This window comes from Rhodococcus ruitaii (assembly GCF_055230935.1).
Genome location: NZ_JBUYWC010000015.1, coordinates 64,496 through 77,071, shown reverse-complemented (window position 1 = coordinate 77,071; position 12,576 = coordinate 64,496). Strand labels below are relative to the sequence as shown.

The following is a 12,576-nucleotide window of genomic DNA, read 5'->3' as shown; positions in this document are numbered from 1 at the left end:
GCACGACAGGTGACCCGGTAGCTCACACGGTGCCGGTCGGAGCAGGCGCTCCGACCGGCACCGCCTTCGCTCTGTAGCCTGGACCGAGCCCAGTTCAGATCGACTCGACTTCCGGATGTGAGGACACCCCAGATGCCTGCACGGACCCGCTCTCGCTCGACCCGCGTCCTCGGAGCGATCGCCGCAGCCCTGACTTCCGCGGCTGTCCTTGCCGCGTGCGGCAGCGACGATTCGACTGCCACGAACACCCCGACAACCACGACTGCGACCACGTCTGCAGAGGCGACCACTTCGGAGTCGGCGGACGACACCAGCACTCCCGATGAGTCCGCCACCGAGGACACCGGCGCCGGCACTGCCCCGACAAGCCCGGGCGAGGCGGCGACCGCGCCGCCGCCGGAATCGCAGCCCGCCCCGAGCGAGAGCGGGGAGGCCTTCGTTGCCGCGCTGCGTGAGGAGGGCATCGAGCCGTCCGACGAGGCGAGCGCGGTAGCGATCGCCGAGTACGTCTGCGGTGCCGAGGCCCAAGGTGGGAATCCCGACGAGATCAAGACGATGGTGACCGCCCTCGTGGGCAGCGGATCCGTCGCGGCCGGTGAAGAGATCACCGAAGAAGAGGCGTCGGCAACCGCCGATACCTACATCTCGGTCGCCCACGACACGTACTGCAGCTGACGAGCATTGCAGGTAGAGGGAGAAACAGTTGATGGCCGGAACGAAGCGGCGGCGGGGACGCAAGATCGTCGTACTCGGGGCGCTGCTGCTTCTGGTCCTGGTGCTGGCTCTCTGGTACATGTTGGCGGGGCGTTTGGATGTTCCCGGGCCCGTCACACCGCCCGGACCGGAGGAACCGCAGTCGCAGCCTGCGTCGTGTCCTGACGTCCAGGTGGTTGCGGTACCGGGTACGTGGGAGTCCGCGGTCGGCGACGACCCGTACAACCCGACGGCCAATCCGGCGTCGCTGATGTTGAACGTGACGCGACCACTGCAGGAACAGTTCGACCCGCAGCGCGCCGACGTCTACACGGTTCCGTACGTCGCGCAGTTCTCCAATCCGGTCGCGCTCCCACCGGACGGTCAGCAGTCGTACAACAACAGCCGTAGTGCCGGTACCGCCGCGATGAACGATTTCCTCGCGGGGCGGTCCGCGGAGTGCCCGCTGACCACCTACGTCCTCACCGGGTTCTCGCAGGGTGCTGTGATCACCGGTGACGTCGCGGCGCAGATCGGTGCGGGCAACGGACCGGTGGCCGCGGATCGGGTACTCGGTGTCGCGTTGATCGCCGACGGCCGTCGCGACGGGGTAGCCGGCATCGACATCGGTCCTCCGGTCGCGGGGGTCGGCGCCGAACTCTCGCTCGGTGGTCTGAGACTTCCCGGAATCACGATGACCGGCGAGCGTCCCGGTGGATTCGGTGTGCTGGACGACCGCACCTTCCAGATCTGCGCACCGTCCGACAGCATCTGCGATGCACCGCCGGATGCGCTCAACCCGACCAATTGGATGACCGCTGCACCGCGGATTCTCGAGTACGTCAACAATCCGATCCACGCCATGTACAACACGTTCGTAGTGGACGAATCGGGCACCACTGCGACGCAGTGGGTCACCGGATGGGCGGCAGAGAGGATCGAGTCCGCACCGTATCCTCCCGAAGAGTGACGAATCTCGGTTACCGGCAGGTAGTGTCCGGGCTCACGTATCGGTACAATCGACCGATGGCCGCCTACGGGCCCGCCCGCGAGCGATGATCGCGGGCAGGGGGGAGACGGCGGGCAGTTCTACCGTAGTGACCGAAGGGGTTGGATGTGTGCCGTGACCGGCTGAGGCATGGGGGAACGGTGGGCCGTTCGGAATGATCCTCGTCACGAAATGTCGTGCGGTGGAGGTGATCAGCATCGACCGACCCATGCCCCCGGAGGGGATGTTCGGGCGATGTGTCCCGCCCACGCATCGGGGGCACCAGCGACGAACCCGTGTATCGCGCAACTGCCGTGTCCGAACAGATCGCCGAACGAGACGGCGTTTCGCGGATCGCCGACCGGGTGTCGTATCTTTGATGCTTCCCATCTCGGACGGAGGGGGTCGCGCCACAAGATCCGCTGCTCGCGGGGGAGCGAGCCGAGCCGATCTGTAACATATTCGTGATCTCGGATCGATGGACAGTACTGGCGGGTTGATCGCCGGAGGCTGTCCGTGCTGTGCCAGCACGACGATCCGGTAGCGCGGACAACGTAAATGGGGCGCAACCATGTCGAGTGGTTGTGGGATCGCTTCGACAGGGAGAAGGAATTGAGCGTCGGGTTCGAAGAGTTCATCGATGAGAACGGGCAGATCGAACTGCCGGAGGGCAGTACGTTGCTCGATCATCTCGAGCAGCACACTGCCTCGAACGGTGACGAGCTGGCCTACCGGTACATCGATTACTCGCGTAACCGTGACGGTGACGTGGACGAGCTCACCTGGGCACAGTTCGGCGTGCGGCTCCGTGCGATCGCCGCACGGCTGCAGCAGGTCACCAATCCCGGCGACCGCGTTGCGATCCTCGCGCCCCAGGGTCTCGACTACGTGGTGTCGTTCTTCGCGGCGATCTACGCCGGTGTGATCGCAGTGCCGCTCTTCGATCCTGATGAGCCCGGCCACACCGACCGCCTGCACGCCGTCCTCGGCGACTGCACGCCCAGCGCGATCCTCACCGCCACCTCGTCCGCCGCGGGCGTGCGCCAGTTCTTCCGGCCGCTCCCCGCTGCGCAACGACCCCGTGTGATCGCCGTCGATGCCATCCCCGACACCGTCGCCGATTCCTGGACGCGTCCCGAGGCCGCCAGCGGCGACATTGCATACCTTCAATACACGTCCGGTTCGACGCGCGTGCCCGCCGGTGTGGAGATCACCCACCGGTCCGTGCTCACCAACGTGATCCAGATGGCCGACTCGATGGAGCTCAACGAGAACTCGCGGGGTGTCACCTGGCTGCCCCTGTTCCACGACATGGGGCTGCTCACCGTCATCCTTCCGGCGATCGGCGGCAAATACATCACGATCATGAGCCCCCGCGCATTCGTGCAGCGGCCCGGCAGGTGGATCCGTGAACTCGCTGCCGTATCCGACGGAGCGGGGACCTTCGCGGCGGCGCCGAACTTCGCGTTCGAGCACGCCGCTGCGCGCGGCGTACCCAAGGACGGAGAGCCGCTCGACCTGAGCAACGTGATCGGTCTGATCAACGGCAGCGAGCCGGTGACGACGGCGTCCATGCGCAAGTTCAACGAAGCGTTCGAGCCCTTCGGGCTCCCGAAGACCGCGATCAAGCCGTCGTACGGCATGGCCGAGGCCACGCTGTTCGTCTCGTCGACCAGGAACTCCGAGGAAGCCAAGGTCCTCTACGTGGACCGGACCGAGCTCAACGCCGGTCGGGTCGTCCTCGTCGATCGCGACGCGCCGGGCGCCATCCCGCAGGTGTCGTGCGGCCACGTCGCCCGCAGCCAGTGGGCTGCGATCGTCGACGCCGAGACCGGCGCGGAGGCTCCGGAAGGTCATGTCGGCGAGATCTGGCTGCACGGCGACAACATCGGAATCGGCTATTGGGGCCGAAAGGACGAAACCGCCGAGACCTTCCACAACAAGATCACGAAGCGGGTCGGCCCGGGAAGTCACGCCGAAGGGACACCCGAGGACGCCCACTGGATGCGCACCGGTGACTACGGCGTCTACGTCGACGGCGAGCTGTACATCACGGGGCGTGTCAAAGACCTCGTGATCGTCGACGGCCGTAACCACTACCCGCAAGACCTCGAATTCTCCGCTCAGGAAGCGAGCACGGCGCTGCGTCCGGGCTTCGTCGCTGCGTTCGCGGTGCCGGCGAACCAGCTGCCCACGGTCGTGTTCGACAACGCGGCGTCCGGTCTGCAGTTCGACGCCGACGACTCGTCCGAGCAGCTCGTCGTCGTCGCCGAGCGCGCCCCGGGCGCCGGTAAGGCCGACCCGCAGCCGATCGCCGACGCCGTGCGCGCCGCGATCTCCGCGCGACACGGTGTGACCGCCCGCGATGTGCTTCTCGTCCCGGCCGGATCCATTCCTCGCACGTCGAGTGGGAAGATTGCGCGGCGGGCATGCAAGGCCGCCTACATCGAGGGAACGCTGCGTGGTGGGTACCAGCAGCAGGCGTTCCCCGACAGCGTGTAAGAAATTGTCCTCTGTCCGGGTAGCGTGGTGGGTTGATGGCTGACATTGAAATGACCGTCGCGCAGCTGCGCGAATGGCTGCGGAACTGGATTGCCGACGCAACCGGCCAGCCGGCCTCCCAGATCTCGGACGATCGTCCGATGGAGGAGTTCGGGCTGGCGTCGCGAGACGCTGTCGCACTCAGCGGCGACATCGAGGATCTCCTCGGTGTCACGCTGACCGCGACCGTCGCCTACCAGCACCCGACCATCGCGTCGTTGGCGACCCGCATCATCGAGGGCGAGCCGGAGGTGCCGGAGGGCGCCGACGATTCCTTCTACGTCACCGGTGGTGCACTCGGTTCGAAGGACGTCGCGATCGTCGGCATGTCGACGCGACTGCCCGGACATATCGACACGCCGGCCCAGATGTGGGATCTGCTCGCTGCCGGACGCGACGGCATCACAGACCTGCCCGAGGGCCGCTGGTCGGAGTACGACGGCGATCCGCTCGTCTCCGAGGCCATCGCGAACGCGAACACCCGCGGTGGCTACCTCGACGACGTCAAGGGTTTCGACGCCGAGTTCTTCGCGATGTCGCCGCGCGAGGTCAAGATGGTCGACCCGCAGCAGCGTCTCGCGCTGGAGCTGACGTGGGAGGCCCTCGAACATGCCCACATCCCGGCGAGCGCCCTCAAGGGCGGCTCGGTCGGTGTGTTCATCGGCTCGTCCTCGAACGACTACATGCTCATCGCGGCGTCCGATCCGACGGTCGCCGACCCGTACGCGATCACCGGCACGTCCACGTCGATCGTCGCTAATCGTGTCTCGTACTTCTTCGACTTCCACGGTCCGTCGATCAGCATCGACACGGCGTGCTCGTCGTCGCTCGTCGCCGTGCACCAGGCGGTACGAGCCTTGCGCGGTGGCGAAGCGAATGTCGCGCTCGCCGGTGGCGTCAACATGCTGCTCGCTCCCGCGGGAACACTCGGTTTCGACGAAACCGGCATGCTCACCGCTGACGGCAAGATCAAAGCGTTCTCGGCCGACGCCAACGGCATCGTCCGGGCGGAAGGTGGTGGCCTCGTCGTCCTCAAGCGACTCGAGGACGCCGAACGCGACGGCGACAATATCCTCGCGGTGATCGCGGGATCGGCTGTCAATCAGGACGGACGCTCCAACGGCCTGGCCGCACCCAACCCCGAGGCTCAGGTCGATGTGCTGCGCCGCGCCTACCGCGACGCACAGATTCTTCCGTCGGGTGTCGACTACATCGAGGCACACGGCACCGGCACGGTGCTCGGTGATCCGATCGAGGCCGACGCCCTCGGCCGTGTCGTGGGTCGCGGCCGCGATGCAGACAGTCCGGCGCTGCTCGGTTCCGCGAAGACGAACTTCGGACACCTCGAGGCAGCGGCGGGTGCCGCGGGCCTGATCAAGGTCGTTCTCGCGATGCAGGAGAACGCGCTCCCGGCCACGCTCAACTTCACCGCACCCAACCCGTACATCGCATTCGACAAGGCCAATCTGCGGGTGATCCCGGAGGGCGCCGAGTGGCCGCGCTACTCCGGTCGCGCTGTCGCGGGCATCTCCGGATTCGGTTTCGGCGGCACCAACGCGCATGTCGTGGTGCACGAGTACACCGGGCCGGAAGGCCAGAGCGACTCCGAGGCCGAGGTCGAGGTTCTGCCCGACAGCGCCGAGGCCGCGGAGCATGCCGCGCCATCCGAGCCTGCCGTGATCTCCGAGCCCGCACGCGAGTTGCCCGTCGTCCTCGCGGTATCCGCACCGATGCCGTCGCGTCGTCGCCGTGCCGCGACGGATCTCGCCGACTGGCTCGAGACCGAGACGGGGAGCACCACCGAGCTGGCCGACGTGGCCCGCACGCTGTCGCGTCGCAACCACGGCCGATCCCGCGCCGTGGTCATCGCTGCCGACCGCGCCGAGGCGATCGCGGGGTTGCGTGCCGTCGCTGCTGGTAAGCCTGCAGCGAATGTCTTCACCGCTGACGGTCCGGCTGCGACCGGCCCGGTGTGGGTGCTGTCCGGCTTCGGTGCGCAGCACCGCAAGATGGCCAAGCAGCTGTATCTCGAGAACCCGGTGTTCGCCGCCGCGGTCGACGAGGTCGACGAGTTCATCGTCGACGAGTCGGGCTACTCCATGACGGAGAAGTTCCTCGACGACGCGCAGGACTACGACGTCGAGACCGCGCAGGTCGGCATCTTCACCATCCAGGTCGGACTCGCCGCGGTGCTGCGGCACCACGGCGCCGAGCCCGCAGCGATCGTCGGCCATTCGATGGGTGAGGCCGCAGGCGCGTACATCTCGGGCGGTCTGTCTCTCGAGGAGGCCGTGCGCGTGATCTGTGCCCGGTCGCGCCTGATGGGCGAGGCCGAGGGCCAGCTCGAGGGCGACGACATCCGCCTGATGGCACTGGTCGAGTACAGCTCCGACGAGATCACCTCGGTTCTTCCCGACTTCCCGCAGCTCGAGGTGTGCGTCTACGCGGCGCCCACCCACACCGTGATCGGTGGACCGCAGGAGCAGGTCAATGCCATCGTCGCGCGCGCCGAGGCGGAGGAGAAGTTCGCTCGGGTACTGCAGACCAAGGGCGCGAGCCACACGTCGCAGGTCGATCCGATCCTGGGTGAGCTCGCCGCCGAACTCGCGGGCATGGAGCCGCAGCGCCTGAAGGTGGACGTGTACTCGTCCGTCGACCAGGAAGTGCTCTACCGCGCAGGGCACGAGGGCATCCATCCGGTCGAGTACTGGACGAAGGGCATGCGCCACAGCGTGTACTTCACCCAGGCGATCCGGAAGGCGCTCACCGACGGGTACACGACGTTCGTCGAGCTCAACGCGAATCCTGCGACGTTGATGTCGGTGGCCGCCACCGCATTCGATGCCGGTGTGCAGGACGGCGTGTTCATCCAGACGCTCAAGCGCAAGGAAGACGAGTCGCTGGGCGTGCTCACCGCCGTCGCGCAGCTCTACGTCCACGGACATCCGGTGGATCTGCGGTCGCTGCTTCCCGAGGGCGACTACGCCGACATTCCGCGCACCGCGTTTCTGCGCAAGCCGTACTGGGTCGATGCCCGCATCGGTGGCAGTGGCGGCCACGGCCGGGTTCCCGGCGCGCATGTCGCGCTGCCCGACGGTCGCCATGTGTGGGAGGTGCAGGCGGGGGCAGTCACCGATCCTGCGGAGCTCGTCACCACCGCTGCGTCGCAGGTGCTCGCCGATGTCACCCTCAGCGCATCCATACGGCACGCCGAGCTGCCCGCTGCAGCCACGGTGACCACCACCTTGACCCTGCACCCCGGCGGTGCCTCGGTGCAGGTGCACGCCCGTACCGAGAGCGGTTTCACCCTGGTGCACGAGGGAGTCGTCGCGTCCGGCGAGGCTCTGCCCACTCCGGTGATCGCCACCCCGCCCCGCCGGTCCGACGACGTCGAGGAACTGCCCGAGGTGGTCGAAACCTTCGGCAACAAGTGGGATCCCGAAGGATCGCAAACGCTCGAGGAGCGACTGACGCTGATCGTCGCCGAGTCCATGGGGTACGCACCCGAGGATCTTCCCGCCGAGATTCCGCTCATGGAGCTGGGCCTCGACTCGCTGATGGCAGTGCGCATCAAGAATCGCGTCGAGTACGAGTTCGACATCCCGCAGCTACAGCTGGCGGCTGTCAAGGACGCGTCCCTGCGCGATGTCGCGAAGTACCTGCACTATGCCGTGGAGAATCGCGAAGAGGTTGCCCAGATCGCCGCGCAACAGGCCGCCGAGAAGGAAGCCGAACGCGCGGAAACGGATTCATCGCTGGAGTCGGTCGAGGATACGACCGTCGTCGGCGAAGCCGAGCAGATCCTGGTCGATACTCCTGCCGAACCTGCACCGTCCGGACCGGACGTTCCCCCTCGCGACGCCGCGGAACGCCTGACCTTCGCATCGTGGGCCGTGGTCACCGGGAAGTCCGCCAAGGGCATCTTCAACACGCTGCCCGCTCTCGACGCCGCCGCGGCGGAGCGCCTCGCCGCCAGGCTCACCGAGCGGTCCGGCGGGGAGATCACCGTCGACGACGTGCGCACGGCCTCGACGATCGAGCAGCTCTCGGAGGCAGTCCGGCAGTACCTCGAATCCTCCGACAAGATCGACGGACTCGTCCGCGCTTTGCGGCCCCGTCCCGAGGGATCGTCTGCCGTGCCGGTGTTCGTGTTCCATCCCGCCGGTGGCTCGACGGTCGCGTACGAGCCGCTGCTCAAGCGCCTGCCCGTCGACACCCCGATGTACGGCTTCGAACGCACCGAGGGCCCGATCGACGAGCGCGCGAAAGTCTACCTGCCGCTCATCAAGGACATCCAGGGCGACGGTCCATACGTGCTGTACGGCTGGTCGCTGGGCGGGGTGCTCGCCTACGCGGTGGGCCGATTGCTGCGCGCCGAAGGCAAAGATGTGCGGATCGTCGGTCTGCTCGACGCGGTCATGCCCGGCGAACAGATCGAGGACACCCCCGACGAGATCCGGAAGCGCTGGCAGCGGTACTCGGCCTTCGCGAAGAAGACCTACGGCATCGACGCACCGCTCCCGTACGACCTGCTCGCCGAGGCGGGCAGCGACGAGGAGCAGATCAAGATCCTGATGGGTCTGCTCGAGATGAGCGGCGCCGAGATCCCCGGGGGCATCATCGAGCACCAGCGCACGTCGTGGCTCGACAACCGGGCGATCGAGACCGCGAAGCTCGAACGCTACGACGGCGATGTCGTGCTGTACATGGCCGACAAATATCAGGACGATGCAATCGACCTCGAGCCGGCGTACGCCACCCGGCAGCCCGACGGCGGGTGGGGCGATGTGGTCGCGAACCTGGAGATCGTCCACGTCGGTGGCGATCACATCCAGATCGTCGACGAGCCGTACATCGCGAAGGTGGGGGCCGATCTGACCCGCAAGTTGGCCGACATCGAGGCCTCGAGGAGCTGAACGAGTAGTGACCACCACGGCAGAAAAGCTGGCCGAGCTGCGCGCAAAACTGGAGATCGCGAACGAACCCGCAGGGGAAGCGGCGGTCGCCAAGCGTGCCAAGAAGGGCATTCCCAGTGCTCGGGAGCGCATCGACATGCTCCTCGACAAAGGCACGTTCGTCGAGATCGGCGCGCTGATGAAGACGCCGGGGAACCCGAACGCGTTCTACGGCGATGCGGTCGTCGTCGGACACGGACTGGTCGACGGCCGTCCGGTCGCGGTGTTCTCGCACGACCAGACCGTTCTGGGTGGCAGCGTCGGCGAGATGTTCGGCCGCAAGGTGTCTGCGGTTCTGGAATACGCATTGAAGATCGGCTGCCCGGTTGTCGGTATCAACGACTCCGGCGGAGCCCGGGTCCAGGACGCAGTGACCTCGCTCGCCTGGTACGGCGAGATCGGCAAGCGGACCGAACCGCTGTCCGGGCTGGTCCCGCAGATCTCGGTCATCGTCGGTAAGTGCGCCGGCGGTGCGGTGTACGCACCGATCAACACCGACGTCGTCGTGGCGACCGAAGAGGCGTACATGTTCGTCACCGGCCCCGATGTCATCAAGGCGGTCACGGGTGAAGACGTCAGCCTCGAGGAACTCGGAAGCGCCCGTAAACAGGCCGAATACGGCAACGTGCACCATGTCGCGCCTGATGAGAAGGCAGCGTTCGACTGGGTGCGCCAGTACCTGAGCTACATGCCGTCGAATGCGCAGGAGAAGGCGCCCGTGATCAACCCGGGTCTCGAGCCCGAGATCACGCCCGACGACATAGAACTCGACTCGTTCATGCCCGATGCCGACAACTCGGGCTACGAAATGCACGACATCCTGCTCAAGATCTTCGACGACGGCGATTTCTTCGAGGTCCGCTCGCAGACCGCTCCGAACATCATCACCGGCTACGCGCGCGTCGACGGTCGCCCCGTCGGTGTGGTCGCGAACCAGCCGCTGTACCTGTCGGGTGCGCTCGACGCGGCCGCCGCCGACAAGGCCGCGCACTTCGTGCGGGTGTGCGACGCCTACGACATTCCGCTCGTGTTCGTCGTCGACACGCCGGGCTTCCTACCGGGTGTCGACCAGGAGAAGATCGGCGTCATCAAGCGTGGCGGACGGTTCCTGTTCGCGTACGTGGAGGCGTCGGTACCGAAGGTGACCGTTGTGGTGCGCAAGTCGTACGGCGGCGGTTACGCAGTGATGGGCTCGAAGCAACTCGGCGCCGACATCAACTTCGCGTGGCCGACCGCACGCATCGCCGTGATGGGCGCGGAGTCCGCGGTTGCGGTGATCGGGCGCAAGCAGATCGCCGAGGCCGGCGAGAACGCTCCGGTGGTGCGTCAGCAACTCATCAACTTCTACAACGAGCATGTCGCGACGCCGTACATCGCGGCCGAACGCGGCTACATCGATGCGGTGATCGAGCCGAAGGCCACGCGTCTCGAGATCCGGAAGGCGCTGACCCTCCTCCGTGACAAGAAGGTGTTCAAGAACCCGCGCAAGCATCACCTGCTTCCACTCTGAGTGCGTGAGCGACATGTCCCACCGCCTGCATTCGAGACTGCGCCGGTGGGACTTTCGCAATGCCGAAGATTCTTGGGACGCCGGTGTGCCGCGAAATCCAGTGATCAGGCGGTGTGAAGGGCACCCCGGATGTAGCCGAGGATGTGCTCGACCTCCGCGGCCGCATCGAAGTCCGTCGTGTCCTTCCACAGCAGATGTTCCATCTGCGCCAGCAACAGGATCGTCGTTGTGATCGAATCACGCTCCGGGTCGGTGGATCCCAGATCGGCGATCGGCCCCGCGAGAATGCGGGCGAGGGTGAGCTCGAGCTCCTCCCGCACCTTCGGAGCATGGCTCCGCCCACCTCCGCCGACGACGTTGCGTGTCGCGGCGGCGATCTCGGGGTCGACGCCCTGCTTCAGGATCAGGGCCGCGCCCGCGCGCAACGCCGCTTCCGGCGTCTCGGCGGAGTTGACCTTCCTGCGCAGATGGTTGACGAGACGGTGTCCACCCTCTTCCACCACGGCATCGACGAAGTCGCCCTTGCTGCGAAAATACCGGTAGAACGCATCGTTGGACAGTCCCGCGGCAGCCACGATGTCGGCGACGCGTGCGGGCGATCCCGCGGTCAGCAGATCCCGGCCGGCTTTGATCAGGCGGTCGACGTCCCGGCTCGCTGCCGCCTGTCGCGGAGTGAGGCTGCGCTGGACGGCTTCGGTGGCGCGGGCCGACATGGAGCTGGTGCCGGAGATGTCTTCGATGGTCACCTGGTCATTCTAGAGAGTCGGAACCGAATTCTGCGCACCCTCCTGTTTATGGCCGAACGTCACCCTGAGTCACTTGGGATGTATGAAGGTGACGTTCGGTTAATCGGACTGGGGGTCGAGGGCGCCGGGAGGCGTGTTCCACGGCTGCCCGAAGATCTGCGAGAACTATCGCGGGTGAGTTTCGGATCTGAGTGGGCAGGTGCTCGACCACGATGATCCCGTGCCGCTGCATACGGGCTCGGCGCTGCATCGTCTTTTCGTGGTCGGCCGGACTGAAATGGTGCGCGAGTGAATCGATCTCCCACGCCACGGCGACGCCGTCGATCCATCCGTCGGGGCGGGCGATCCAGGTGCCGTCCTCGGTGACAACATCCACGTTGTGCATCATCGCTGGTAAGCCACTGGTCGCGTACAGTTTCTGTGCCCACACTTCGGCGACAGAATGCGCGTCGTCGGAGAGTTCGCGTAGGACCAATCGCGGCACGGCAGTCCCTCGGCGGCTCCCCTCGGCCAGTTCCTGCGTGAGGTCGTCGACAGTGACGTCGCCGCGTTGCAGAGCCGACGTCAGCAGAGCCCGGCATCGGTCCGTTCGCGACATACGGCGAGCGGCATCGAGCAGGCATCGAGCTACAGGTGCGACGCGCAGTTTTCCTTTGCCCACGGGATCAGGGAGACGAGAGGATCGCTCGACATCGACGAACGAGAATTTCCGTCGGTGTTGTTCATGAGGGATGAGGAGAAGAACATCACTCATAGTGGCGGAATGCTGGTAGCCGTGAAGTGCCAATCCGGCATGCCCCGAGAGCACTGCATCGGCGCCTCCATAGAGTTGCGCTGCCGTGTGCCGGTCGGTCGTGCTGAGCCGACCGTTGTGTAAGCCGATGACGCCTGGCAGGATCCGCTGCCACGGACCGCCATTGCGGCAGCGTCCAGAGATTGTCCCAGACGCGACACCGAAGTCGAGTAGCGTCGCGGTCCGGATGATCCCGTTGACGCTCAGTGCGTGCAGTGCTGAGGGGTCGTCGCCCCAGGCTCCCCGTTTCATGGCGAACATGATGCCGACCACAAGGGACAGAACAGGGTCGTTGCGCGCGTCAGTGGACGAACCTGTGGATGAAATGCCCTCCTGTGGATAACCCGGTG

8 protein-coding genes are annotated in these 12,576 nt (G+C 66.3%); 6 read left to right on the top strand and 2 right to left on the bottom strand.

Features of this window, described 5'->3' with window-relative positions:
- The first annotated feature begins 132 nt into the window (after positions 1-132).
- From ACZI8W_RS19445 to ACZI8W_RS19420, 6 genes are all read left to right on the top strand, one after another.
- Positions 133-675 (top strand): DUF732 domain-containing protein, encoded by a 543-nt coding sequence (locus tag ACZI8W_RS19445; RefSeq protein WP_463370143.1) that lies wholly within the window; start codon positions 133-135, stop codon positions 673-675.
- Positions 676-706: 31 nt separating this feature from the next.
- Entirely contained in the window at positions 707-1,663 is a 957-nt protein-coding gene (locus tag ACZI8W_RS19440) for a cutinase family protein (protein WP_463370142.1), read from the top strand.
- A gap of 275 nt (positions 1,664-1,938) precedes the next feature.
- Positions 1,939-2,061, top strand: coding sequence for a hypothetical protein (locus ACZI8W_RS19435; RefSeq protein ID WP_463370141.1), 123 nt, complete (start codon positions 1,939-1,941; stop codon positions 2,059-2,061).
- Between the two features lie 232 nt (positions 2,062-2,293).
- The gene (gene fadD32 / locus ACZI8W_RS19430; protein WP_463370237.1) at positions 2,294-4,183 is read left to right on the top strand and encodes a long-chain-fatty-acid--AMP ligase FadD32; all 1,890 of its coding nucleotides are present in this window, start codon (positions 2,294-2,296) and stop codon (positions 4,181-4,183) included.
- Positions 4,184-4,233: 50 nt separating this feature from the next.
- The gene (gene pks13 / locus ACZI8W_RS19425) at positions 4,234-9,138 is read left to right on the top strand and encodes a polyketide synthase Pks13 (RefSeq protein ID WP_463370236.1); all 4,905 of its coding nucleotides are present in this window, start codon (positions 4,234-4,236) and stop codon (positions 9,136-9,138) included.
- 7 nt (positions 9,139-9,145) lie between these two features.
- On the top strand, positions 9,146-10,687 hold the full coding sequence (locus ACZI8W_RS19420; RefSeq protein WP_463370140.1) for an acyl-CoA carboxylase subunit beta: 1,542 nt from the start codon (positions 9,146-9,148) through the stop codon (positions 10,685-10,687).
- A gap of 104 nt (positions 10,688-10,791) precedes the next feature.
- Here the strand turns inward: ACZI8W_RS19420 and ACZI8W_RS19415 are convergent, their stop codons facing one another.
- Both ACZI8W_RS19415 and ACZI8W_RS19410 read right to left on the bottom strand, forming a co-directional pair.
- Entirely contained in the window at positions 10,792-11,433 is a 642-nt protein-coding gene (locus ACZI8W_RS19415) for a TetR/AcrR family transcriptional regulator (protein ID WP_463370139.1), read from the bottom strand.
- Between the two features lie 46 nt (positions 11,434-11,479).
- A complete protein-coding gene (locus ACZI8W_RS19410; RefSeq protein WP_463370138.1) occupies positions 11,480-12,478 on the bottom strand; it encodes a hypothetical protein in 999 nt (332 codons plus the stop codon).
- Positions 12,479-12,576 lie beyond the last annotated feature (98 nt).

What these genes read in the sequence shown, in the direction of transcription:
- ACZI8W_RS19440 (WP_463370142.1), top strand. Translation starts at nt 707, where the DNA reads ATGGCCGGAACGAAGCGGCGGCGGGGACGCAAGATCGTCGTACTCGGG.
- ACZI8W_RS19445 (WP_463370143.1), top strand. Translation starts at nt 133, where the DNA reads ATGCCTGCACGGACCCGCTCTCGCTCGACCCGCGTCCTCGGAGCGATC.
- ACZI8W_RS19410 (WP_463370138.1), bottom strand. Translation starts at nt 12,478, where the DNA reads ATGAAACGGGGAGCCTGGGGCGACGACCCCTCAGCACTGCACGCACTG.
- pks13 (WP_463370236.1), top strand. Translation starts at nt 4,234, where the DNA reads ATGACCGTCGCGCAGCTGCGCGAATGGCTGCGGAACTGGATTGCCGAC.